Raw genomic sequence first — 22,146 nt, 5'->3', positions numbered from 1 at the left:
CGAGCGCGTCGTGAAGGCGGGGCTCTCTCCCAGCGCTCGTGGCGAAGACCCTGCGATCCGGTGCCGACCCGGATGCGGAGCGCGGCTACACGGTCCTTCCGGCCAATGGTCATGGCGCGTTCATGGCCGAGCAGGCCGGCGGCTTCGTCATCGGCGGGACGGCCTGGGACTTCAGCAACCCCAACCGGTTCGACCGGAGGTCGCTCGACCTGCTCGTCGTCGACGAAGCCGGCCAGTTCTCGCTCGCGTACACGATCGCGGCGAGCGTCGCCGCGCGGAACCTCCTGCTCCTGGGCGACCCGCAGCAGCTGCCGCAGGTGAGCCAGGGGACGCATCCCGAACCGATCGACACCTCGGCCCTCGGATTCGTGGCCGACGGTCGCGACGTCCTCCCTCCGGAACTCGGCTACTTCCTCCACGAGACCTGGCGGATGGACGCCGCGGTCACCGAGCCGGTCTCGCGCTTGTCGTACGGTGGCGAGCTGCGCTCAGCAGCGGCCACGACGAAGCGGCGTCTGGAGGGTCGTGCGCCGGGACTGCACGTCGTCCCGGTCCACCACGTCGGAAATGCGACGAGTTCGCAGGAGGAGGCCGACCGCGTCGCCGAACTCGTCCGGTCGAGCATCGGGCTCCGCTGGACCGATCCGGATGCCGGCCGCATCGACGACCCGGTGAGCGAGGCCGACATCATCGTCGTCTGTCCCTACAACGCCCACGTCGCCGTCGTCCGTGCGACGCTCGACGCGGCCGGGTTCGACGCGGTGCGCGTCGGGACCGTCGACAAGTTCCAGGGTCAGGAGGCCGTCATCGCGATCGTGTCGCTGGCCGCGTCCTCCCCCGCCGACGTCCCGCGGGGCATGTCGTTCCTGTTGATGAAGAACCGACTGAACGTCGGGATCTCCCGCGCCCAGTGGGCGGCGTACCTCGTGCACTCCCCCGCGCTCACCGAGTACCTGCCGGTCACGCCGGAGGGTGTCGCCGAGCTCAGCGCCTTCATCCGATTGGTCGACGGCCACTGACCAGCTCCGCCGGGGCTGTGGAGGGGCGAGGATTCCGTCGCGCTGCGTCCGTGCGACCGTTCTGCGCCGCCTTCGCGAGCCACCGCTGACGCTGCTCCACGGTCGAATCCTTCACCCGACCGAACCGGTTCACGGCGACGGGCTTGATCCCGCAGAACCGGAGGGTGGTGGTACGGAGTTGCTTCACCGTCGTGTCGCCGACGAGCGGCAGGTACCACGAGGGCGAGTCCGACGTGACGATCACCCGACCGGTACGGCCCGCCAGCAGCCCCTCAGGGAGGCCGTTCGACTTCATCCGGTAGGCGCGACGGGGCAGCAGTAGGCGATCGAAGAAGCCCTTGAGCAGCGCGGGCACCGATCCCCACCAGACCGGAGCCACGATCACGATGTGGTCCGCGGCGAGGATCTGCTCCCACGCCCGTTCGAGGTCGGGCTCCAGGTCTTGACGGCGGGTGTAACCGAGGCGGAGGTTCGGGTCGAACGCGAGGTCGCGGACGGCGAGGACGGTCGCGTCGCCGTGCGCCTCCGCGTAGCTCGTGGCGAGGGCGGCGCAGAGGGACCCGGGGTTCGGGTGTCCGTCGATGACGAGGGCGGGCATGAGTTCTCCAACAGTTGTAGGTCTGGACAGTGCCAAGAATCTGGACACTGTCCACTTCCGGCCGGAACCGACTCTACGGGTACGATGTTGCTTGTGTCAAGATCGACGACGGCGTACCACCACGGCAACCTCGGGCCGGCGCTCGAGGACGCTGCGCTCGAACTCATGCGGACGCAGGGCCATGCCACGCTGAGCCTGCGAGAGGTCGCACGCCGTGCCGGGGTCAGTCACAACGCGCCGTACCACCATTTCGGCGACCGCACCGCGCTCCTGAAACGGTTGAGCGAACGCGGCATGGCCGAGCTCCTGGACGCCATGCGCGAGGAGCGGCAGGCGACGGCGGGTCGAGACCCACGGGAGGCGGCCGTCCGGATCGGTTCGACGTATGTGCACTACGCGGCGCAGCATCCGGAGCGGTTCCGCCTGATCTACGACCCCGAAGTCTGTGTCCCCGGTTCGCCCAGCGAGGCGATGGCGCCACTCATCGGTGGCGTCGAAGCGCTGCTCGCCGAGACGACGGCGTCGCTGGCGCCCGGCGCCGAGCCGCAGGTCATCGCCGCTCTGACCACGGCGGTCTGGGCCGCGGTCCACGGGCTCGCGGAACTCGTCGTCGCCGGACACATCTCCGAGGCGGCGGCCCGACCCGCGCTGGAGGCGTTGCTCACGCGACCCTGAGGTGGCGTCCCGCATGGAGCGTTTGCACGATCATCATCCGGGAAACGGTCGGGAAGCTCAGAGGCCGTTCATGGTCGAACCAGACGATTCACTCGGATTGCGGGAGTCAGATGATCTCAGCACCCCCGCCGAGAGGAATCCCCGTGAACACCACCCCAGATCCAGAACGCCCTGAGTCGCGACCAGCGGACGGCACGCAAGCGCAGCAGCCGTCGCCCGCACCCGACCCGTACCAGCCGCCCACCGGCTCGTATCAGCCCCAGCCCGGGGTGGACGTCACTCCCCCGGCCGGCTACCCCGGCAACACGACCGGCGGCGGTCCACGACGCGAGCCCACGACGCCGTTCGGTTACGCGACGGCTCCCCACGCGACGAGCGGTCACGTGTGGCCCGGTCATCACCAGGGCCCGCAGGGTCAGTACGGACCGTACGCCGCCGGCCAGGGCCAGTACGCGCCCTCCGGCACCTGGCAGCCCCAGCCGTACGGACAGCAGACGATCCCCCAGCCGCCGTCGACCACGGCAAAGAAGCAGCCCATCGGGTGGATCATCGCCGCCGCGACGGCCGCCACGGTCGTGTCCCTCGTGACCGGTGGCCTCGGCCTCGCCTCGCTGGCGGCCGGAGCGTTCCAGAGCGTCGCCGCCTCCTCACAGGTGACGGAGACGGTGCCGGACGAGGGCGGTCAGAGCTTCCGCGCTCCCGGTGGCCAGCCTGGCCCGCAGCAGGCGACGCCGGATGCCGCGACGGCGAACACCCGGAGTGCCACCGCCGCGGAGTCCGTGGGTGTCGTCGACATCGACACCGAGCTGGCCTACCAGGGGGCCGCCGCCGCGGGAACCGGGATGATCCTCACCGCGGACGGCCAGATCCTGACCAACAACCACGTCGTCGCGGGAGCGACGAGCATCGTCGTCACCGTCGTGGCGACCGGGGAGAAGTACGACGCACGCGTCGTCGGGACGGATGCCACGAACGACGTCGCGCTCCTGCAGCTCGACGGCGCCTCGGGACTGGACACCGTGGCGATCGACGATGACGGCGGCGCGGCCGTCGGTGACGCCGTCACCGGGGTCGGGAACGCCGGGGGCACGGGTGGGACACCCAGCGCGGCGGACGGGTCCGTCACCGCCCTCGACCAGGACATCACGGTCCAGGATGAGACGACCGGGGCGGGCAAGCAGCTGACCGGACTGATCCAGACGGACGCGGACATCCAGTCGGGCGACTCCGGCGGGCCGCTCTACGACTCGGAGGGCGAGGTCGTCGGCGTCGACACCGCTGCCTCCTCCGGTGGGACCGACATCGACGGATTCGCCATCCCGATCGACGACGCGTTGTCCATCGTCGACCAGATCCGTACCGGCGTCGAGACCGACACCGTCTCGATCGGCTACCCGGCCTTCATCGGGATCGGTCTGGCCGCGTCCGGCGCAGCCCAGACCGTGCCGGGTGCCGTGGTCGGTTCGGTGATCGAGAACACGCCGGCGGCGTCGATCGGCCTCGCAGCCGGCGATGTCATCACCGGCCTCAACGGTGTCGCCATCGATTCCGCTCAGACCCTGACGGCGACCATGGCCACGCTCGAGCCCGGTCAGACGGTCTCCGTCACCTGGACCACGGCGAGTGGGACCTCCCAGACCGCGGACGTGACGCTGATCGAGGGCCCGGTCGGCTGATCGCGCGCTCGGGACGCTCGACGACTCCTCACCTCCGGCCCGCCGCCGGATCCGAGGAGTCGTCGACGTCTGCCCAGTAGGCTCGGGAGGCGGTGCCTCGCCGCGTCCACCGGAAGGAACCGCTCGTGACCCGCTTCCTCGGAGTCGACCTCGCCTGGGGCGAGGGGACCGGCTCCCGCGCGGCGAACGAGTCGGGACTGGTGTGCATCGACGAGACCGGGACGGTCATCGAGGCCGGGTGGGCCGTGGGGATCGACGCCGTCGTCGCCTGGATCGTCGCCACCGCCTCACCGGGCTCCGTGATCGCGGTCGACGCCCCGCTGCTCGTCCAGAACGAGACCGGCATGCGTCTCTGTGAACGTGAGGTCGGGCAGCGGTACGGGCGCTGGCAGGTCTCGGCCTACCCGTCGAACCTCGGCCTGCCCGCGCTCGGTGGTGTCGCGCTCTTCTCTGCGCTGGAGGCGGCGGGGTTCCAGTACTTCGACGGACTGAGCACGCCCGCGGCGGATGCCGTCGTGTTCTTCGAGGCCTATCCCCACACCACGTTGGTGGGTGCCGAGGAGTTCGGGTACCCGGATGCGCGGCCCCGCTACAAACGCCTCGACCCCGGTCTCCCTGTCGCCGAGCGACGGCGACGCCGCGCGGAGGTCTGCGACGACCTCGTCTCGCGCCTGCAGGCGCTGACCTCGGCGACTCCGCCACTCGACCTCGACACCCACCCGGTGACGGCGCTCCTCGTCGCGGAACCGTCGCCGCTGAAGGAATCGGCGCACAAGCACCGCGAGGACCTCATCGATGCGGCCATCTGCGCGTGGACGGCATCCGCCTGGTCCCGTTGGGGGCTCGAACGGTTCCAGGTCCTCGGCGCCTCGGATGCTCCGGACGACCGTGGGCGCGTCCCGACGCTCCTCGCCATGGCGCGACCCGAACAGCGCTCGAAACCGGACATTCCCATCATCGGCATATATCACTTCGGCTCCACAACAGGCATCTTCGCTGCCAGTGGAGCCGATCTCCCGGCAAACCACAACGGACCACGATCTCGATGAAGGACATATGAAGAAGAAGGAATACGCTCAGCCCGACGCTCCGGAGGAATCGAACACGATCGAGTTCGTCCCCGGCGGAGCGGCGAACGCCGACGCGTCACCCGCGGCCTCGACGCGAGCGCCCTCCCCCGCTCCGACGACCGTCGAACTCCTGCGCAGTGCCACCTGGCACCTCGAGCATGCCCGGGTGGTGGGCCACCCCGACGACGTCGAGTTCGAAGCGGCGAGGTCGGCGTTGGCGGAGGCCGTCTTCGACCTCGAGCACGTCCAGTACGGGGAGACGACTCGCGGCTGAGGGCACCCGTCAGGCGGGTCCTGAGCCCGATCGGCGCCGTGTCTCCCGGTCCGCGCGTGCGCGTCGCTCGAGGATGTCGTTGCGAACCCAGCGGATCAGCAGCGACATGGCGAGCGACAGGAACAGGAACGCCGCCGCGCCCAGGGCGTAGGAGATGAAGTCCGTGGGGATGAACGTCGTGCCGAGCACGAGCGCCGAGGGCGGCCACTGGTCGGCGAGTGCGGCCGGCACGCCCGTGGCCTGGAAGCACTCGATCGCCGCCGAGAAGCCGAACGCGCCGAGGGCGATCTGCCACAGCGGACGCCGTGGGGCGGCGAAGGCCAGGAGGAGCGCGACGAGGACCGTGTACAGCGCGTTGGTCACGGGGTTCGCCCAGGCTGCCGCCACCGACCAGTGCACCGTCAGCCCGGCGACGATCGTGATGATGGCTGCGCCGAGGAGCAGCGCGCGCTTGAGCGAGGTGGCGGGGCGTGGCCCCTCGTCCGTCTGGTCGGGTGCGTCGGTCATGCTTTCGTCCTCCGGGTGCGTCGTTGTCGCCCACGGGCCCAGTCACGGGCCTCGGTTCCGGAGAGGGCGAGGATGATGGAACAGTCGACCGCGAAGCCGATCAGGTTGGTCTGCAGGGTCAATCCGCCGGCGCCGGCGACATAGCTCGCGGCGAGGGTGGCGATGGACGTCGAGCTGAAGGTCATGGCGAGCAGGCGCGCGAGATTGCCTCCCCGATGGACCCGCCAGGCGAGGACGAGGTAGCAGAGCGTCACCACGGCCGACAGGGCCAGCACGGCCCCGACGACCCACGGGATGAGGACGACGTCGTCAGCCGTCGCGGCTGTCGCGCGGGCCTCCGAGATGACCTGCTTCCAATCGGAGACCAGGAGGGCGCCGGAGAGCACGGTGGACAGCGCCGCGACGACCATGAGGACCACGCCGACGGTGGTGTCCAAGGGCCGCGGGTCGCCGGCCCGGATGAGGGAGCGCGTCGGGGGAGCGTCGGCGGCCGGCAGGGTCGCCGCCGGCGGCACGACCACGGCGCTGAGATCGATGATCGGCAGGTCGCCGTCGGTGACGATCGCGTCGCCTCCGCCGTTCCGCGAGTGGTAGCCGGTGGAGAAGTTGTCGATCACGGACGTCGACGCCCCGAGGTCTGCGGCCGCGATCGACGCGACGATGTGATCGCGTTCGTCGTCGACGTCGTCGGCGATCCGATGGGTCACCTGCAGGGTGAAGACGCTGATGCCGACCGATCGGTCGTACGTCCCGGCGGCCAGCCAATCCGCCTGGTAGCCGCCCGGGAGCAGCCAGCCCTCGGGGGTCGGCCAGAACCGGACGTGGTGCCGCTTCCCCGGACTGCCGTCGACCTCCTGCTGGTAGCAGAACGCCTGGGGACGACCGAACAGGTAGAGCGACGAGACGGGTGCCTCGGAGTAGCTGCGCCTGGTCAGCGTCGAGGTCACGATCCGCAGGTTCGCGCGCAGGCCGAGGTCGTCGGCGAGCGTCCAGCCCGCCGAGAGCATCGCCATGTGGATCTGCTCCTCCCGACCACGGAGGCCGAGGTTCACGGGATCACCGAGGATGCCCTCGCGCGTGCGAGTGCGTCCGATGAAGTAGTCGGGCAGGTAGACGCGCGACAGCACGGTGTGCAGGCGGGGGAGGATCAGGTAGGCGATGACGAGGTAGATGACGAGGATGAACCAGGCTTGGGCCCACCCGCGCGCGAACGCCTCGGTGAGCAGCACGTACGCCAGGAAGACGGCCGCAGCCGTGCCGAAGGCGAAGAACCAACCGTCGACGATGCGTGCGATCCGTCCGCGACGATCCTCGGACAGGCCGCTTGCGGGCCCGATGAGGTCGCTGCGGGTCTTCGTCACCCGTCCAGGGTAGGGCCTGGTGCATCCACGTGCCGGGTGCGTGGGTGGTGGGAGGATGGTGGGATGGACTCCGTCGCCCACATCACCGACCTCGCCGACTTCATCGTCGCCTCGCCCACCTCGTATCACGCGGTCGCGGAGAGTGCTCGGCGCCTCACGGCGGCCGGCTTCACCCGGCGGCTCGAGACCGAGTCCTGGGACGGGGGCGCCGGCCGGTTCTTCGTCGAACGCGAGGGCGCGGTGATCGCCTGGGTGCAGCCCGAGCAGGCCCACGCCACGACGCCGTTCCGCATCCTCGGCTCGCACACCGACTCGCCGAGCTTCAAACTCAAGCCGAAGCCGACGACCGGCGCTCACGGGTGGCTGCAGGCCGGCGTGGAGGTCTACGGGGGACCGCTCCTCAACTCCTGGCTCGACCGCGAGCTCGAACTCGCCGGACGCCTGGTGACGCTCGACGGCACCGTGCACCTCGTCCGGACCGGCCCGTTCCTGCGCATCCCGCAGCTCGCCGTGCACCTCGATCGAGGTGTCAACGACGGCCTCGTCCTCGATCGCCAGCGCCACCTGCAGCCGGTGTACGGGGTCGGCGACCTCGCCCACGCCGACGTGCTCGCGCACCTGGCGACGATCGCAGGTGTCGACCCCACCGCGATCGCCGGGTACGACGTGCTCGTCGCCGACACCCAGGAGCCTCGGCGATTCGGTCTCGACGGTCAGCTGTTCGCCGCCGGACGCATGGACAACCTGACCTCGGTCCACGCGGGACTCGCGGCGTTGCTGGCCGCGAGCGACGGGGGAGCGACGGACGACGCCGGACACATCACGGTCTTCGCCGCCTTCGACCACGAGGAGCTCGGTTCGGCCTCGACGTCCGGTGCCAGCGGTCCGTTCCTCGACGACGTCCTCACCCGCATCGGCGCATCGCTGGGCGCGACGACGTCCGAACGGCTCCAGGCCTATGCGGCCTCCTGGTGCCTGTCAGCTGACGCCGGCCACGCGATCCACCCGAACTACCCGGAGCGCCACGACCCGGCCAACCGTCCGATCGCCGGTGGCGGGCCACTGCTCAAGATCAACGCGAACCAGCGTTACGCCACCGACGCCCTCGGGGCCGCACTGTGGGCCCGGAGCTGCGCCGCCGCAGGTGTGGCCTCACAGGACTTCGTGTCGAACAACACGGTGCCGTGCGGCTCGACCATCGGCCCGCTCACCGCGACGCGGCTCGGCATCCGGACGGTCGACGTCGGGACGCCGCTGCTGTCGATGCACTCCGCCCGCGAGCTGTGCCACATCGACGATCCGACCGCTCTGAGCGCAGCGGTCCAGGCGTTCTTCCGGGGCGCCTGAGCCGCGCCGCAGCAGGAGATCCGCGCGGGAGCAGGACGCCGCGAAGGCGGACGGTCCTGCTGCGGCGCTGATCTCCTGCTACCGGGCCGGGCTCAGCCCAGTTCGCGCAGTCGCAGACGACGTCCGTCGGGGCTCGCGTCCGGGTTCACCTCGACGAGGTCGGAGCGCGAGTTGATGAAGTCGCTGAACGAGCGGTAGCCGAGCGGCTTCTCCTTGAACGCCGGATCCATGCGGATCATCTGGTTCTTCACCTCGGCGTTCAGCAGCCAGTCCTCGTCGTCGTTCTTGGCGTGCACGAGGCGGAGCGCCCGCACGAGGAGCTCGGTCGCCGCACGCTGTGCGTCGGGGCCGGAGGGGTCCGCGGTCTCCTCGTCGGTGTCGTCCAGGTCGTCGGCGTCGCGGTGGCTGAAGACCGGTTCAGTGAAGAGGCCGCCGATGCGGGGAGGTGTCTGGGCGACCGGCGCTTCGGCCGTCGGCGTGGACCCGGACGAGGCGCGACGACGCCCGCCGGACTTGGGCGCGGACTTCGGCGCCTCCTCCGGGGAGACCTCCGCCGTGCTCTCGACGGCGGCAGGGGTCCGGGGCGTGCGCGTGACGACCGGCCGGACGATCCCGGGGATGTCGTCGTAGTCGGAGAACTCGTCACACGCCGCCATGAGCGCACGACTCGTCGCACCGGCGACACCGATCCCGATCACGTGGCGTCCGAGGCGTCGGCAGCGCTGCGCGAGGGAGATGTAGTCCGAGTCGCCTGCGACGATCACGATGTGCGTGAGGTCGGGGAGGCGGAAGAGGTCCTCGACGACGTCGACGGCGAGGCGGATGTCGGCACCGTTCTTCATCGCCTTCGTCGTGGGGAACATCTGCGTCAGGTCGACCGCGCGGTCCACGAGGTCCTTCTGATACGCGGAGTTGACCGGCTCGGACCAGTCGGCGTAGGAACGGCTGATGACGATGTTCCCGAACGACGAGGTGTAGTCGAGGATGGCGCCCACGTCGACGCGAGCGGCCTGCAGGCGCTCGGAGATCTCGTCGCCTTCGGGTGCGGCGGAGGGCACGTGGGACCGCGCGCGATCCCGGCTGAACGCCGCCTTCCCGTAGAGCTGGTTGTAGCGCGAGATGACGATGTTGTCGAAGTCGATGTAGACCGCGACTCTGGGCGTTCCGGTTTCTGCCATGACTCCATCATCCTCTGGTGGCCCGCGAATCGGCGACTTCAGTCCTCCACAGCCCGGCTTGCGGGGCTCCTCTCCACCGCTGCTGCGCCGGCCAGGCCGTGACCGACCTGGGCTGCGTACCGTGGTCGCATGCCCAGTCACGCCGTCGACATCTTCAGCCCAGGGTCGCAACCCAAGTTATACCCGGTTATACTCTCACCTGTGAAGACCGCCATCTCGTTGCCTGATGAACTGTTCACCCGCGTCGAGGCTCGCGCCGCCGAGCTCGGTGTCAACCGGTCCGAGTTCTTCGCGGCGGCGGCGAGTCGGTATCTCGACGAGACCGATGCCGCCGGTCTCACTGACGCAGTGGACACCGCGCTGCGGCGTGCGGGAGTCGCTTCAGCGGAGGAAGCACGGGGCGTCGCCGCGGCCGGACGCGACCGCCTTGCCGAACTCACTGCCGGAGACGATTGGTGATCCGCCGCGGTGACATCCGGTGGGTCGATCTCGGCCCTCGCGAACGGGGGAGTGCGCCCGCCGGTCGGCGCCCGGTCGTCGTCGTCCAACATGACGCCTACACGCGGAGCGCACTCCGGACCGTGATCGTCGCGGTCGTCACGTCGAACACGGCGCTCGCCGAGCTCCCGGGCAACGTGTTCCTCCCTGCGACGGCTTCCGGCCTGCCGAAGGACTCGGTCGTGAACACCACGCAGCTGCTCACCCTCGATGAGGACGACCTCGGTCCGGCCGCCGGAAGGGTTCCCGTCACCCTGTCACTGGATCTGGACGCGGGGCTCCGGCGAGTGCTGCACCTCTGAGGTGGTGCCGGAGCGATCGGCTCAGAGGTGGCCGGTGAGCTTTCCGTGGAACGCCGAGCTGCGTTCGTCGAGTCCGGTGAACACGACCTGCTTGCCGTGTGCGGCGTACTTCTCCTGCACGGCGTCGAGGACGGCGACGCTCGAGGCGTCCCAGATCTGCGAGGCGGTGAAGTCGACGACGACGTCCGCGGGATCGGCCGCGTAGTCGAACTGTTCGACCAGGTCGTTGCTGCTGCCGAAGAACAGGGGGCCGATGACGCTGTAGCGGACGGAGGCGGCGTCGTCCGCGAGGACCCGGCGGACGCGGATCACGTGGGCCACGCGCCGCGCGAAGAGCACCATCGCGAGGACGGCTCCTGCAGCGACGCCGATCGCGAGGTTGTGGGTGATGACGACCACCGCGACGGTCACCACCATCACGACCGTCTCGGGGATCGGCATCCGTCGCAGGGTCGCCGGGCGCACGCTGTGCCAGTCGACGGTCTTGATGGCGACGATCATCATCACGGCGGCCAGCGCGACCATCGGGATCTGCGCCATCACCGGGCTGAGCGCGGTCACGAGCAGCAGGAGGAAGACGCCGGCGACGAAGGTGGAGATCCTCGTCCGAGCTCGGCCCAGTTTGACGTTCACGACCGTCTGACCGATCATCGCGCAGCCGGCGATCCCGCCGTACCAACCGGCCAGGATGTTGGCGACGCCGAGGGCCCACGACTCACGCCCCTTCGACGAGGTCGTGTCGGTGATGTCGTCGACGAGTTTCGCCGTGAGGAGGGTCTCCATGAGCCCCACGAACGCGACGCTCAGCGCGGTCGGCCAGATGATGCCGAGCGTCTCGAGGTTCAGCGGCACGAGCAGCGCGGTCAGGCCGGGGAGGCCGCCGGAGACGTCGCCCTGGTCGCCGACGGTCGGCACGGCGGCGTGCGCGATCATCGTGATCGCGGTGACGACGACGATGGCGACGAGTGGCGCCGGCACCGCGGTCGTGAGCTTGGGGAGCAGCAGGACGATCAGCACCGTGATGACGAACAGCGGGTAGACGAGCCACGGGACGCCGAGCAGGTGGGGGACCTGGGCGACGAAGATGAGGATGCCGAGCGCGTTGACGAACCCGATCATCACCGAGCGGGGGATGAACCGCATGAGCCGGGAGAGACCGGTGACGCCGAACACGATCTGGATGAGGCCCGCGAGGATGACGGCGGGGAGCAGGTACTCCACGCCGTGTTCCTTGACGAGCGGCGCGACGACGAGGGCGACGGCTCCCGCGGCGGCCGTGATCATCGCCGGACGCCCGCCGAGGATCGACATCGAGATGGCGAGCACGACGGAGGCGATGAGGCTGACCTTCGGGTCGACGCCGGCGATGATCGAGAAGGAGATGACCTCGGGGATGAGCGCCAGCGTCGTCACGATCCCGGCGAGGATCTCGACACTGAAGGCCCTGGGGTTCCGCAGGGTCGCGAGGACGCCCGGGCTCGGGCGGACGGCGGTGCGCATGGGGGCGTCGGGCTGACTCACCGTGCAAGCCTAGGCTCGTTCGCAACGCAGGACGCACCGGGCGAGTCGCTGCTGGTGCCGCAGGGGCGCGTCGCGACACGCGGCGACCGTCCTGAGTTGTGAACCGTCGGTCAGCTCCGCAACCAGGCCTCGAGACCGTCCGCGCTGATCGGGAGTGCTGCGGAGAGGACCTCGTGGCCGGTGGCGGTCACGAGCAGGTCGTCCTCGATGCGGACGCCGATACCGCGCAGCTCCGGCGGCACGGTGAGGTCGTTCGCGTGGAAGTAGAGGCCCGGTTCGACCGTCAGGACGGCGCCCGGCTGCAACGGCTCGTCGAGGTACCGCTCGTCGCCGATGCGGGCGCAGTCGTGCACGTCGAGTCCGAGATGGTGGCCGGTGCCGCTCGGCAGGTAGCGGCGGTGCTGCTGGCCGTTCGGCGACATCGCCTCGTCGACCGACACCTGCAGGATGCCGAGGTCGCGGAGGCTCGTGGCGATCTGCTCGTAGGCCGTGTTCCGCATGTCGATGAACGACCGGCCGGGGCCCACCTCCGACATCGCGGCGCGGTGGGCCCGCTCGACGTGGTCGTGGACCTCGCGCTGGGCCGCGGTGTAGGACCCGCTCGCGGGGAAGGTCCTCGTGACGTCGGCGGTGTACAACGAGCGGGCTTCGACGCCGGCGTCCATGAGGATGAGGTGCTCGGGGAGGACCGGACCGTCGCAGCGCGTCCAGTGCAGCGTGGGAGCGTGCGGTCCGCTGCCGATGATCGTCGAGTACCCGACACCGTTGCCGAAGGTGCGGGCGTGGCGCTCGAAGGTCGACTGCAACCAGCGTTCTCCGCCGAACTCGATGGCGGCGGGCAGTTCGCGCACGACCGAGCGGAACCCGCCGACCGTGGCGTCCACGGCGGCGCGGAGCTGCGCGATCTCCCAGTCGTCCTTGACGAGCTTCGCGGCGGACAGGGCGATGAGGAGCGCTCGCGACGCCGCGAATCGACCGTCGACCCTGGGCTCCGGGGCGCCTGCGCGGAGCGCGTCGGCGGGTACGAGGGCGAGGGACTCGTCCAGCACCTCGAGCGAGCGGACCTCGATGCCGAGCGCCTCCGCCCACTGGGGGAGTCCGGCGGACGGGCCGATCCAGAGCTCGCCGCGCATGGCGTCGGCGTAGAACGCCTCCTCACCGGGACCGACGGGCTCGGCGAGGTACAGCGTCGCGTCGTGCCCACCGGCGGTCGGCCGCATGACGAGGACGGCGCCCTCCGCCTGACAGGAGGTGAGCCACACGAAGTCGCTGTCGGGCCGGAACGGGAACTCGGTGTCGTTCGCGCGCGTCACGGCGCGTCCCGCGGTGACCACGAGCCACCGGCCGGGGAACTGCGCGCTGACGACGTCGCGGTGACGCCCGGCGGCTGCGCCGGCACCCTCGGCGAGGTCGACGGAGCGGTCCACCGCACCCCAGCCCGTCGCGAGGTACTCGCGGAACGCGTCGTCCCGGGGGAGCGGCTGGGTGCGGGGGTCGCGGAACTGCAGGCTGTCTGGACACATGGAGATCAGTAAGCCACCCGCGGTGGACGCCGTCAAGCTGCGACGCCTGGAGCCAGCGGAACATCTCGTCGGTGTCGTCGGATCCGGCGTTTCGTCCTGTCCGACCGGCTCAGGTGATGGACGGGATGGACGGATCGTCGGCAGGTTGACACCTGTTCGGACGCCTCCGCAGAATGACGGCATGACAGGAACCGCCGACACCGGCACCAGCGCCACGCTCGATTTCAACCTCGATGCGAAGGTGTTCGACATGGTGTCGTCGTCCGCGAGCGTCGTCGACGCCGACGCACCCACGCGATTCGTCTACCACGAGACGCACGGCGTGCTGTGGGGCGAATACGTCGGCGACACCGTCTCCGTCGGACGGTTCTGCGGGGTGCGCACCGGCGAACGCATCGACATCTCGTTCGTGCACCGCAACCGTGCCGGCGACCTGACGACGCGCGGCGAAGCGAGCTCGATCATCTCCCGCGCCGAGGACGGCTCGTTCATCCTCACCGAGGACTTCATCGGCCCGGACGGGCAGGCCCACGTCAGCGTCTGTCGGGAGATCGCCGCCGCCTGAACCGGTCAGGATCGGGCACGCCACCGCCGCCGGGTCAGCGTCCGCGTCGCTCCGGCACCCGCTGGGCGCGCTCGTCGCTCGTCCGGACGAACCGGGTCATGCCGAAGCGCTCGCCGGAGTCCTCGACGCTCGTGCGTTCGGACCTCGTCATGCGGAGCGACACGTTCGACCGCTCCTCGTCCATGAGGAAGACGGTCGTCGTCGCCTTGATGGACGGCCACTGTGCGAGCCGGGTGGCGACCAGTTCGTGGATCGCCGCCACATCTGGGGCCCGGATCAGCATCATCGCGTCGTGCTCGCCGGTCGTGACGGCGAAGTACTCGAGCTCCGGGACCGAGGACAGCCGCGCGCGGAAGTCCGCCCACTGGCTCTGGCGCAGCGTGATGAAGACCATCGCCGCGACACCGAGCCCGACCGTGGCCGGCTCGATCTCCGCGTGGACCCCCTTCAGGACGCCGGCGCGGAGCATCGCCTCGTAGCGCGAGTAGGCGTTCGAGCGGGAGATCCCGAGCTCCTCCGCGAGTGCGGCGACCGAAGCCCGCCCGTCCTCCCGGAGCAGCTCCAACATGCGGATGTGGGTGTCGTCGAGTTGCATCGATTGCTCCAAACGTCCAGATTCAGCGGTGGTCCTGGCGGTCGATTGAGAGGATATGGCAGATTCGCCGCGAAATCGAGACAATTCTTCTTTGGTAACGGCTTGTGGATTGACGAATGATCGCGTATCGCACTACTTTCAGCTCATCCCTCCAACCAGATAAGGAGCTCCACCTTGTCACGATCCTTCAGCCGCACGAGCCGGCGCGGCATGGCGGCCCTCGGCCTCGCCCTCGCCGCCGGCCTCGCGCTCAGCGCCTGCTCCCCCTCAGGTGGCTCCGATGACAGTGCGGGCAAGTCGCTCGTCGTCGACGCGTCCTTCGACCTCAAGACCGCCGACCCGAACCGCGAGTACGAGACCACCGGCTCGATCGTCGCGAAGGCGCTCTACGAGACCCTCCTCACGTTCAAGGGCGACGACGTCACCGCCCCCGTCGACGGCCTCGCGAGCTACGAGATGAACGCCGACAACACGGTGATGACCCTCACGATGAAGGACGGCAAGAAGTTCTCCGACGGCTCCGACGTGACCGTCGACGACGCGGTGTTCTCGCTGCAGCGCGTCCAGGGCGTGAAGGGCAACCCGTCCTTCCTGCTCGACGGCGTCACGATCGAGAAGACCTCGGACACGACCCTCACGCTCACCTCGGCGACGCCGAACCCGGCCCTCCCGTTCATCCTGCCGAACCCGGCCCTCGGCGTCGTGAACAAGAAGGTCGTCGAGGAGAACGGTGGCAGCGCGACCGCCGACGACGCGGCCGAGTCGTTCCTCAACACCACCTCCGCTGGCTCCGGCCCGTACAAGCTCGAGTCCTTCGACGCCGCCTCGCAGGTCGTCTTCACGGCGAACCCCGAGTACACGGGGACCAAGCCCGCGTACGAGCGCGTCGTCCTCCGCAACGTGCAGGGCCCGACCCAGAAGCTCAACGTCGAGGCCGGTGACTCGCAGGTCGCCCTCGACCTCAACCCCGACCAGGTCTCCGAGCTCGACGACTCGAAGGTGAAGATCATCGCGAACCCCTCGCGCTACATGATCTTCCTCATGCTCAACCAGGACCCCGCGATCAGCGACATCACGAGCAACCCCAAGTTCCTCGAGGCCGTCAAGCTCGGCATCGACTACGACAAGATCGTCGACCTCGCCGGCGACGGTTCCGTCCGTCCCGGTGGCTTCATCCCCTCGATCTTCAACGGTGCGCTCGACGCCGCCGACGGCAACCAGTTCGACGCCGATGCGGCGAAGGCGGCTCTCAAGGAGTCCGGTTACGCCGGCGAAGCCGTCACGCTGAACTTCCCGAACGACATCACGGTGCAGGGGCTCTCGCTCCAGAGCATCGCCGAGTCGGTCCAGGCGCAGCTGAAGTCGGTCGGCATCACCATCACGCTGGCCCCGGCTCCGGTCGCCACCGAGCTGGACGCCTACCGCGACGGCAAGGAGACCGTGGGTCTCTGGTACTGGGGCCCGGACTTCCCGGACCCGTCGAACTACCTCGCGTTCACGCCGGGTGAGCTCGTCGGCCTCCGCGCGGGCTGGCCGGCAGGCGCCGACCCGACCGTGACCGACCTCGCGAACGCGGCGCTCGCCGCGACCGACACGGACGCCCGTGCCGCCGCGTACCAGGACCTCCAGAAGGCGCAGAACGCGAGCGGACCGTTCATCCCGCTCCTGCAGCCGGCGCAGAACGTGGTCACCGCGACCACGATCACCGAGGTTCCGCTGAACCCGACGTGGACCGTCGATCTTGCCGGAATCAAGTAGCGTCGCACCGACGACGTCCAGCGCGCGAGCGGGTCTCCACCCGCTCGCGCGCTACCTCGGCATCCGGCTCGGACTCACGGTCCTCCTGATGTTCGGGGTGACGCTCGTCACCTTCACGCTGACCAACCTCGTCCCCGCGGACCCCGTGCAGGCGGCGCTCGGTGAGCAGGCCGCAGCGGATCCGACGATCGTCGCGCAGTTCCGCGAGAGCGCCGGCCTCGACAAGCCACTGCCCGTCCAGTACGTCACCTACGTCGCGAACCTGTTCCAGGGTGACCTCGGGACCTCGCAGCAGACCCGCGGCGCCGTCGCGGACGAACTCGGTCGCGCCTTCCCGGCCACGGCCGAACTGGCGCTCACCGCCATCGTCATCTCGATCATCATCGGCGTCGGTCTCGGCATGTGGGCCGCGCTGCGACGCAAGACGATCACCGACCAGGTCATCCGGGTCGTGAGCCTCATCGGCATCTCGGTGCCGTCGTTCTGGCTCGCACTCGTCGTCTACTTCGTGTTCTTCTCCCAGCTGCACTGGTTCCCGGGCTCCGGGCGACTCTCGCCCGCGGCGATCCCGCCGCCGAAGGTCACCGGGATGTACACGATCGACGCGTTGCTCGCCGGCCAGTGGTCGACCTTCGGCGACGCCATCGCCCACCTGATCCTGCCCGCCTCGGTCCTGGCGCTCTACACGATCGGTCTGCTCACCCGGTTCGCACGGTCGGCGATCCTCGAGGTGCTCGACCTCGACTACGTGCGCGCAGCACGGGCGAAGGGCCTTCCCGGCCACGTCGTCGTGACCCGGTACGTCCTCCGCGGTGCGCTCGTCCCCATCATCACCGTGCTCGGCGTCGCCTTCGGGTCGCTGCTGTCCGGGACGGTCCTCGTCGAGAAGGTGTACTCGTGGCACGGCCTCGGCGAGTACGCGTACTCCGCGGCGACCAAACTCGACCTGCCCGCGATCATGGGCGTCGGGCTCATCGTCGGCTTCGTGTACATCGGCCTGAACTTCCTGGTCGACGTGCTCTACGGCTTCATCGACCCGAGAGTGAGGGTGGCATGACCGACGTCCTCGCCGTCCAGACCAAGCGCAAGGGCCGCCTCCGCATCTCGAAGCAGCTGCGCACCCCGCTCGCCGTCGCGGGTGGTGTCATCGTGCTCTTCTGGCTGCTCGTCGCGGTGCTCGCGCCGTGGATCCGGCCGTTCGACCCGCTCGCCCAGGACTTCGACCGGCTGCAGGCCCCGAGTGCCGCGCACTGGTTCGGCACCGACCAGGTGGGCCGCGACGTCCTGTCCCGGGTCGTCAGCGGCGCGCAGGTCTCGATCCCGCTCGCCCTCATGCTCGTGATCTTCGCGATGCTCATCGGTTCGCTGCTCGGGGCGATCGCCGGCTACTTCGGCAAGGCCCTCGACGAGACCATCATGCGGATCGCGGACCTCGTGTTCGCGTTCCCGACGATCATCCTCGCGATGGTCATCGCCGCTGCGCTCGGCCCGAGCCTCACGAACGCCGTCATCGCGATGCTCATCGTGTCGTGGCCGGCCTACGCCCGAGTGACGCGTTCACTCGTCATCGGAGCCAGGGGTGCCGAGTACGTCATCGCCGGTCGTCTGCTCGGCAACGGGCCGTTCACCTCGCTCGGCAAGGACATCCTGCCGAACGTCGTGTCGCCGGTCGTCGTGCTCGCCACACTCGACGTCGGTACGGCCATCCTGCTGCTGTCGGGGCTCTCGTTCCTCGGCCTCGGTGCCGTCCCGCCGACGCCGGACTGGGGCGCGATGGTGTCCGACGGGGTGCAGAACTTCTCCTCCTGGTGGATCGCGGTCTTCCCGGGACTCGCCATCCTCACGGTGGTGCTCGCCTTCAACTTCCTCGGCGACGCCCTCCGCGACGCCCTCGACCCCCGGTCGCAGGAAGCCGTGCAGGGGCGCGCGCTGTGAGCGGCGCACGCGGTGCGAGCGACCCGAAAGGACGCGACATGACGCAGTCAGCAGGCGGCATCGGTGGCGGGATCGTCATCGAGGGGCTCACGCTCGGCTTCGGTCGCGGCGCCGCCACCAAGCAGATCCTCCGCGGCATCGACCTCGAGGTCCCCGCCGGTCGCATCACCGGGCTGGCCGGTGAGTCGGGGTCCGGAAAGACCATGACCGGGCTCGCGATCTGCGGGCTCCTGCCGGCCGGCGCGGACCTCGGCGGCAGCATCCGCTTCGACGGCACCGAACTCGTCGGGCTCAAGCAGCGCACCATGAACCGGTACCGCGGCACGGAGATCGCGATGATCTTCCAGGACCCGACCGCGAGCCTGCACCCCATGCTCACGGTCGAGGCCCAGCTCGTCGACCACTACCGGCACCACACGGGGGCCTCGAAGGCGGCCGCCCACGCGCGGGCGCTGGAGATGCTCGGCCTCGTCGCCGTCCCGAACCCGGAGGCGGCGCTGCGCAAGTACCCGCACCAGTTCTCGGGCGGGCAGCTGCAGCGCATCGCGATCGCCTCGGCGCTCATGTGCGAGCCCTCCGTGCTCATCGCCGACGAACCGACGACAGCCCTCGACGTCACGGTCCAGGCCGGCATCCTCCGCCTGCTGCGGAAGCTGTGCGACGAGCTCGGGATCGCGATCATCCTCGTCACCCACGACCTCGGAGTGATGTCGGCGCTCGCCGACACGATCGCGGTCATGCGGCTCGGCGAGATCGTCGAGCACGGCAGCCGGTACCAGGTCATCACCGATCCGCAGCACGAGTACACCAAGGCGCTCATCGACGCGCTGCCCGACACGGGAACGGAGGCGGCGTCATGACGCTGCTGCACCTCGACGACGTCCACGTGACGTACAAGCTGCCCGGTCGCGGCACGCTGAACGCGGTCGACGGCGTGAGCTTCGACCTCGAGCCGCGACAGGTGCTCGGCCTGGTGGGGGAGTCGGGCTGCGGCAAGTCGACCCTCGCGCGAGCGGTCTGCGGGCTGGAACCGACCTCGGGTGGCGCGATCACGTTCAACGGGACGCCGATCGGCAAGCTGGGTCTCCGGAAGCGCGCACCGGAGCTGCTGCGGATCCAGATGGTCTTCCAGAACCCGTACGCCTCGCTGAACCCGCGCCGCACGGTCGGGAGTCAGATCGAGGACGGCCTCCGGGTCAACCCGGTGCGCGACGCGTGGGACGTCGGTCAGCTGCTCGAGCACGTCGAACTCGACGCCGCCAGCCGCACCCGCTACCCGCACCAGTTCTCGGGCGGCCAGCGGCAGCGCATCGCGATCGCCCGGGCCATCGCGGCGGGCCCCGAGCTGCTCATCGGTGACGAGCCGATCGCGTCGCTCGACGCCTCCCTGCAGGCACGGGTGGCGAAGCTCATGCGGAAGCTCGCGGTCGAGACCGGCGCGGCGCTCCTGTTCATCAGCCACGACCTGTCCGTCGTGCGGGTCATCGCGGACGACGTGGCGGTCATGAGCGCCGGTCGCATCGTCGAGCACGGTCCGGTCGACCGCGTCTGGTCCGACCCGCAGGACGCCTACACGCAGCGGCTCCTCGCGGCGATCCCGGTCGTCGACGGACTCGGCACCCTCCCCGGCGCCTAGCCGGACCCCTGCTCCGTCCCTGTCTCAGGAGCGTCTCGGCGTGTCGGGTCCCCCGCGCTCGACACGCCGAGGCGTTCCTGAGTCAGGGAACCGGTCAGCGGAGGGTCGGCGGGCCGACCGGGCCGGGGGAGTCGTCGATGAACGGGCGGTCGATCGTCTCCCGGACGAGCAGTTCGAGGAGGCGGAACGCGCCGACCGCCGCGAGCTGGACGAGGAGGAGCGGCCCGAGGAGCGCACCGGCGTACGGCAACCAGACGAGGAGTCTCCGTTCCTCCCGCCAGCACACGGCGAGGACCGCGGGTGCCATCGCGAGGCCGAGCCACCCGGGCGTCGGAGCGCCGAGCACGGGCGTGACGAGTCCGATCGTCGCGACCCAGACGGCCAGGACCCCGAGGACCGACTGCCCGATCAGTACGGCGGCGATGCCTGGAGCGTGCCTGACGTACCGCTCGACCGACACGACCGCCCACATGAGCCAGGCCCGGAGGAGCGGCACCCGCTGCTGGCGGAGTCCGACGCGGAACTGTCGATCGTCCTCGAACCGCTGCTCGAGTGCCTGGTCCGGCGGGAGCCCGAGTGCGAGGAACGCCCGGTGGTCGTGCACGACGGCCGGCGCGGACTGCCGGCCGTAGCTGCCGATGAAGCTCCACAGGACGCCCGGGACGGACGCGAGGTCGGTCCATCCCTCCGTGCGGCCGCCGTCGTGCCCGCCGTCGGACGCCGGTGCCCACACGACGGGACCGTCAGGGGCGTGCTCCTGGAACCCGATCCGCCGTTCGAGCCGGAACCGGCGTCCGGTCGGGGGGATCTGCGCCAGATCGATCCGCTGCAGCGGCTGCTCATCGTCGTCGAGGTAGGGCATGCGGACATCCTCCCGCAGCCCACCGTCAGGTGTGAGTCCCCTGGATGTCGGCTCGTGACCTTGCTCACGAGTTTCCCGCGTCGTAGCGTGGCGTTCCGTTGCCGTTCAACCGAGTCTGGTCAGATGGTCAAACAGCTGCGATGCGGTTCGGAGAGCATCGCTCGAACGAGAGTTGTCACGTGAGTCTTCGCACGGCCGAGTACCCGAGGCCCGATCACTTCCTGCTCCATGTGAGCGACACGCACCTCCTCGCCGGCGGGGGGAGCCTCTACGACAGCGTCGACAGCGAGACGCATCTGCGTCACCTGTTCGCCGAGTTCGAGGCGTCCGGCGGTCGGCCCGAAGCGATCGTCTTCACGGGCGACCTCGCCGACAAGGGCGAACCCGACGCGTACGACCGCATCCGCTCCATCGTCGAGCCGGTCGCCGAGCGCCTCGGATCGCAGATCATCTGGGTGATGGGCAACCACGACGACCGCCAGGCGTTCCGGGCCGGGCTGTTCGGTGAGGTGCCGACCACCCGCCCGGTCGACCGCGTCTACGACGTCAACGGCCTCCGCGTCATCACCCTCGACTCGAGCGTGCCCGGGCACCACCACGGCGAGGTCTCGGACGAGCAGCTCGACTGGCTCGCCGAGGAACTCTCGACGAAGGCGCCCCACGGCACGATCCTCGCGATGCACCACCCGCCCGTCCCGAGCGTGCTCGACCTCGCCGTGAGCGTCGAGCTGCGCGATCAGGCGAAGCTCGCCGAAGTGCTCGAGGGGTCCGACGTCCGGAGCATCATCGCCGGGCACCTGCACTACTCGTCGACCGCGACCTTCGCGGGCATCCCGGTGTCGGTCGCCTCGGCCACGTGCTACACGCAGGACCTCAACGTGCCCGTCGGCGGGACGCGTGGTCGCGACGGCGCGCGGGCGTTCAACCTCGTCCACGTCTACGGCAAGACGGTCCTGCACTCGGTGGTGCCGCTGGGTGAGACCCCGCCGCTGCACTACATCGACGCCGAGGAGAGTGCGCGCCTGCTCGCTCGCGACGGCATCGAGCTGCCCCTGTCGGACACGGTGCCGGTGCAGCCGGAGCCGCCGCTGACGATGCCGATCGGCGTCCTCGTCTAGGGCTGCACCTCCCCGGTCCCTGAGCTCGCCTCCGGTCCCTGAACTTCCCCCGGTCCCTGAGCTTGTCGAAGGGCGCTCGCCTTGCCCGCGGCTCCCTGAGCCTGTCGAAGGGCCGCAGCCCGGCGGGT

At 69.8% G+C, this 22,146-nt stretch carries 23 protein-coding genes; 15 read left to right on the top strand and 8 right to left on the bottom strand.

What is annotated here, in order from left to right:
- The first annotated feature begins 122 nt into the window (after window positions 1–122).
- Window positions 123–1,019 carry a DEAD/DEAH box helicase gene (locus tag AC5JOC_RS07410; protein ID WP_494246355.1) on the top strand — a complete coding sequence of 299 codons (897 nt, stop codon included), beginning with the start codon at window positions 123–125 and terminating at the stop codon, window positions 1,017–1,019.
- On the opposite strand, the gene AC5JOC_RS07405 is transcribed toward AC5JOC_RS07410, so the two are convergent.
- Window positions 994–1,617 (bottom strand): NAD(P)H-dependent oxidoreductase, encoded by a 624-nt coding sequence (locus AC5JOC_RS07405; RefSeq protein ID WP_079704293.1) that lies wholly within the window; start codon window positions 1,615–1,617, stop codon window positions 994–996. The genes AC5JOC_RS07410 and AC5JOC_RS07405 overlap by 26 nt on opposite strands.
- Window positions 1,618–1,710: 93 nt before the next feature.
- On the opposite strand from AC5JOC_RS07405, the gene AC5JOC_RS07400 reads away from it, so the two are divergent.
- From AC5JOC_RS07400 to AC5JOC_RS07385, 4 genes are all read left to right on the top strand, one after another.
- Window positions 1,711–2,292 (top strand): TetR/AcrR family transcriptional regulator, encoded by a 582-nt coding sequence (locus tag AC5JOC_RS07400; RefSeq protein ID WP_494245971.1) that lies wholly within the window; start codon window positions 1,711–1,713, stop codon window positions 2,290–2,292.
- A gap of 143 nt (window positions 2,293–2,435) precedes the next feature.
- Window positions 2,436–3,968 (top strand): S1C family serine protease, encoded by a 1,533-nt coding sequence (locus AC5JOC_RS07395; RefSeq protein ID WP_274498843.1) that lies wholly within the window; start codon window positions 2,436–2,438, stop codon window positions 3,966–3,968.
- Window positions 3,969–4,093: 125 nt separating this feature from the next.
- Window positions 4,094–5,017 carry a DUF429 domain-containing protein gene (locus tag AC5JOC_RS07390; RefSeq protein ID WP_494245969.1) on the top strand — a complete coding sequence of 308 codons (924 nt, stop codon included), beginning with the start codon at window positions 4,094–4,096 and terminating at the stop codon, window positions 5,015–5,017.
- A 7-nt stretch (window positions 5,018–5,024) separates the two neighbouring features.
- Window positions 5,025–5,312 carry a hypothetical protein gene (locus tag AC5JOC_RS07385; protein ID WP_494245967.1) on the top strand — a complete coding sequence of 96 codons (288 nt, stop codon included), beginning with the start codon at window positions 5,025–5,027 and terminating at the stop codon, window positions 5,310–5,312.
- 9 nt (window positions 5,313–5,321) lie between these two features.
- Here AC5JOC_RS07385 and AC5JOC_RS07380 read toward each other — a convergent pair whose 3' ends face one another.
- Together AC5JOC_RS07380 and AC5JOC_RS07375 are read right to left on the bottom strand one after the other, a co-directional pair.
- Entirely contained in the window at window positions 5,322–5,819 is a 498-nt protein-coding gene (locus tag AC5JOC_RS07380) for a ribosomal maturation YjgA family protein (RefSeq protein WP_274498841.1), read from the bottom strand.
- Window positions 5,816–7,180 (bottom strand): LssY C-terminal domain-containing protein, encoded by a 1,365-nt coding sequence (locus AC5JOC_RS07375; RefSeq protein ID WP_236555309.1) that lies wholly within the window; start codon window positions 7,178–7,180, stop codon window positions 5,816–5,818. Before AC5JOC_RS07375 ends, AC5JOC_RS07380 begins: the two co-directional genes overlap by 4 nt.
- Window positions 7,181–7,243: 63 nt before the next feature.
- Here AC5JOC_RS07375 and AC5JOC_RS07370 point away from each other — a divergent pair, with 63 nt between their 5' ends.
- On the top strand, window positions 7,244–8,527 hold the full coding sequence (locus AC5JOC_RS07370; protein WP_159876473.1) for a M18 family aminopeptidase: 1,284 nt from the start codon (window positions 7,244–7,246) through the stop codon (window positions 8,525–8,527).
- 92 nt (window positions 8,528–8,619) lie between these two features.
- Here the strand turns inward: AC5JOC_RS07370 and AC5JOC_RS07365 are convergent, their stop codons facing one another.
- On the bottom strand, window positions 8,620–9,705 hold the full coding sequence (locus AC5JOC_RS07365) for an NYN domain-containing protein (protein WP_079704288.1): 1,086 nt from the start codon (window positions 9,703–9,705) through the stop codon (window positions 8,620–8,622).
- Window positions 9,706–9,906: 201 nt separating this feature from the next.
- Here AC5JOC_RS07365 and AC5JOC_RS07360 point away from each other — a divergent pair, with 201 nt between their 5' ends.
- Window positions 9,907–10,164: a CopG family ribbon-helix-helix protein gene (locus AC5JOC_RS07360; RefSeq protein ID WP_159876470.1), complete on the top strand. Its 258-nt coding sequence runs from the start codon at window positions 9,907–9,909 to the stop codon at window positions 10,162–10,164.
- Entirely contained in the window at window positions 10,161–10,505 is a 345-nt protein-coding gene (locus AC5JOC_RS07355; RefSeq protein ID WP_274498837.1) for a type II toxin-antitoxin system PemK/MazF family toxin, read from the top strand. Before AC5JOC_RS07360 ends, AC5JOC_RS07355 begins: the two co-directional genes overlap by 4 nt.
- Before the next feature lie 21 nt (window positions 10,506–10,526).
- Here AC5JOC_RS07355 and AC5JOC_RS07350 read toward each other — a convergent pair whose 3' ends face one another.
- Window positions 10,527–12,005, bottom strand: coding sequence for a SulP family inorganic anion transporter (locus tag AC5JOC_RS07350; RefSeq protein WP_494246354.1), 1,479 nt, complete (start codon window positions 12,003–12,005; stop codon window positions 10,527–10,529).
- Window positions 12,006–12,136: 131 nt separating this feature from the next.
- A complete protein-coding gene (locus tag AC5JOC_RS07345; protein WP_494245963.1) occupies window positions 12,137–13,549 on the bottom strand; it encodes an aminopeptidase P family protein in 1,413 nt (470 codons plus the stop codon).
- A gap of 181 nt (window positions 13,550–13,730) precedes the next feature.
- On the opposite strand from AC5JOC_RS07345, the gene AC5JOC_RS07340 reads away from it, so the two are divergent.
- The gene (locus AC5JOC_RS07340; RefSeq protein ID WP_494245961.1) at window positions 13,731–14,114 is read left to right on the top strand and encodes an avidin-fold protein; all 384 of its coding nucleotides are present in this window, start codon (window positions 13,731–13,733) and stop codon (window positions 14,112–14,114) included.
- A gap of 34 nt (window positions 14,115–14,148) precedes the next feature.
- On the opposite strand, the gene AC5JOC_RS07335 is transcribed toward AC5JOC_RS07340, so the two are convergent.
- The gene (locus AC5JOC_RS07335) at window positions 14,149–14,709 is read right to left on the bottom strand and encodes an Lrp/AsnC family transcriptional regulator (RefSeq protein ID WP_079003723.1); all 561 of its coding nucleotides are present in this window, start codon (window positions 14,707–14,709) and stop codon (window positions 14,149–14,151) included.
- Between the two features lie 174 nt (window positions 14,710–14,883).
- Between AC5JOC_RS07335 and AC5JOC_RS07330 the strand changes: the two genes are divergently transcribed.
- From AC5JOC_RS07330 to AC5JOC_RS07310, 5 genes are read left to right on the top strand one after another with little or no spacing between them, the layout of a single operon-like run.
- Window positions 14,884–16,467 carry an ABC transporter substrate-binding protein gene (locus tag AC5JOC_RS07330; RefSeq protein WP_197977346.1) on the top strand — a complete coding sequence of 528 codons (1,584 nt, stop codon included), beginning with the start codon at window positions 14,884–14,886 and terminating at the stop codon, window positions 16,465–16,467.
- On the top strand, window positions 16,451–17,524 hold the full coding sequence (locus tag AC5JOC_RS07325; RefSeq protein WP_228501403.1) for an ABC transporter permease: 1,074 nt from the start codon (window positions 16,451–16,453) through the stop codon (window positions 17,522–17,524). Before AC5JOC_RS07330 ends, AC5JOC_RS07325 begins: the two co-directional genes overlap by 17 nt.
- Window positions 17,521–18,402, top strand: a complete 882-nt coding sequence (locus tag AC5JOC_RS07320; RefSeq protein ID WP_079704282.1) for an ABC transporter permease — start codon at window positions 17,521–17,523, stop codon at window positions 18,400–18,402. The genes AC5JOC_RS07325 and AC5JOC_RS07320 overlap by 4 nt, the downstream gene beginning before the upstream one ends.
- A gap of 38 nt (window positions 18,403–18,440) precedes the next feature.
- Entirely contained in the window at window positions 18,441–19,262 is an 822-nt protein-coding gene (locus AC5JOC_RS07315) for an ABC transporter ATP-binding protein (protein WP_079704281.1), read from the top strand.
- Window positions 19,259–20,038, top strand: a complete 780-nt coding sequence (locus AC5JOC_RS07310) for an ABC transporter ATP-binding protein (protein WP_079003721.1) — start codon at window positions 19,259–19,261, stop codon at window positions 20,036–20,038. The genes AC5JOC_RS07315 and AC5JOC_RS07310 overlap by 4 nt, the downstream gene beginning before the upstream one ends.
- Before the next feature lie 94 nt (window positions 20,039–20,132).
- Here AC5JOC_RS07310 and AC5JOC_RS07305 read toward each other — a convergent pair whose 3' ends face one another.
- Window positions 20,133–20,900 carry a DUF1353 domain-containing protein gene (locus tag AC5JOC_RS07305; RefSeq protein WP_494245957.1) on the bottom strand — a complete coding sequence of 256 codons (768 nt, stop codon included), beginning with the start codon at window positions 20,898–20,900 and terminating at the stop codon, window positions 20,133–20,135.
- Window positions 20,901–21,079: 179 nt separating this feature from the next.
- Between AC5JOC_RS07305 and AC5JOC_RS07300 the strand changes: the two genes are divergently transcribed.
- Window positions 21,080–22,018, top strand: a complete 939-nt coding sequence (locus AC5JOC_RS07300; protein ID WP_494245955.1) for a phosphodiesterase — start codon at window positions 21,080–21,082, stop codon at window positions 22,016–22,018.
- The last annotated feature ends 128 nt before the right edge of the window (window positions 22,019–22,146 follow it).

Source organism: Plantibacter sp., from assembly GCF_059073635.1.
Note: the sequence above shows the minus strand (reverse complement) of the source record. Positions and strands in the feature narration are given on the sequence as shown.